Source organism: Massilia sp. CT11-108, assembly GCF_047302915.1.
Taxonomy (GTDB): domain Bacteria; phylum Pseudomonadota; class Gammaproteobacteria; order Burkholderiales; family Burkholderiaceae_D; genus Telluria; species Telluria orientalis.
Genome location: NZ_JBKYMO010000911.1, coordinates 1 through 1,336, shown reverse-complemented (window position 1 = coordinate 1,336; position 1,336 = coordinate 1). Strand labels below are relative to the sequence as shown.

Here is a 1,336-nt window from a genome sequence, read left to right as displayed (position 1 = left end):
CCCACAACACCCCCTATAATTTCGGCGCCCGCTTATTTTTTGTCAAACCCACCCCCGCGGGGCTGGGGGGGGGCCGGCACGGCGATAAAGCCTGGCGGCAGCGCTTGCGCCAGCGCCACGGCCGCCATATCCACATCGAGGTTGCCCATACGCCGCTACTCAGAACATCTGGTAGACATAGGGCGACAGTTCCGCCTGCGGCCGCGCCGCCACGTACAGCGCATGCATGGCCCGCGCCGCCTCGGCCACCTGCGGCGCGTGCGCGGCGAGCTCCGGATGCCCGTGCGCGCGCCAGTGCGCCGCGAGGCGCGCGCCGAATCCCTCGGCGTCCAGGCATGACGGTACGAGGAAATCGTCGAAGCCCATCGTCGTGCGCGTGCGCTGCGTGTAATAGCTGGCGAGGCGCGGATTCGGGCCCAGCGGGAACGGTGCCTGGCCGGGCGCGCAGTGGGCGGTCAGGGCATCGAACAGCGGGGCCGCAAGGGTACGCAACCCCGCTCGCAGTACCTTGTCGTCAATCGAGCTCATAGGTCTTCCTCCAGTCTTCGTCATCCGGCAACGGCGGCTGCTCGCGGCGCCACAGCACGACGTCTTCCAGCACCAGCAAATCCATCTCCGTGCGCATGAAGCAGCGGTACGCGTCCTGCGGGCTGCACACGATCGGCTCGCCCCGCACGTTGAACGACGTGTTCACGAGCAGCGGACAGCCCGTCAGCTTTTCGAACGCTTCGATCAGGGCGCGGAACTCGGGGTGGCTGTCCCTGTCGACGGTCTGGATCCTCGCCGAGTAATCGACGTGCGTGACGGCCGGGACGTCGCTGCGCGGCTGGTTGATGACCGCCATCATGTCGTCGTCGCCCGCATCGAATGCCTGCATGTCCATCGGCCGGCGGCGCGTCGCGTTCACCGGCGCCACCATCAGCATGTACGGGCTATCGCCGTCGAAGTCGAAGTACTCGGCGCAGCGCTCGCGCAGCACGGCCGGGGCGAACGGGCGGAACGATTCGCGGAACTTGATTTTCAGGTTCATCGTCGCCTGCGTGCGCGGGTTGCGCGGGTCGCCGAGGATCGACCGGGCGCCCAGCGCGCGCGGCCCGAATTCCATCCGCCCCGACAGCCAGCCGACGATCCTGCCCGCCGCCAGCGCCTCCGCGACGAGGGCCAGACGCTCCGCGCGGTTCTCGATGCGCCGGTACGGATAACCCTTGCGGTCGAGGAAGGCGAGGATTTCCTCGCTCGAATAGCGGGGCCCGAGATAGCTGCCGCGCTGGGTGTCGCCCGTCCCGTCCGTGCGCCGGCGCGGGGCCTCGAACGCCATGTGGTGCGCCAGCAGGGC

At 68.8% G+C, this 1,336-nt stretch carries 2 protein-coding genes; both read right to left on the bottom strand.

Annotated elements, in window-relative coordinates:
* Nucleotides 1-159: 159 nt before the first annotated feature.
* Nucleotides 160-528, bottom strand: coding sequence for a hypothetical protein (locus ACEN88_RS31920; RefSeq protein ID WP_413346199.1), 369 nt, complete (start codon nt 526-528; stop codon nt 160-162).
* The coding region (locus tag ACEN88_RS31915; protein ID WP_413346197.1) for a carbamoyltransferase C-terminal domain-containing protein at nt 515-1,336 on the bottom strand (822 nt) is incomplete at its 5' end. The genes ACEN88_RS31915 and ACEN88_RS31920, both read right to left, overlap by 14 nt.

Excerpts from the sequence above, each read along its gene's own strand:
- ACEN88_RS31920 (WP_413346199.1), bottom strand. The coding sequence starts at position 528 with ATGAGCTCGATTGACGACAAGGTACTGCGAGCGGGGTTGCGTACCCTT.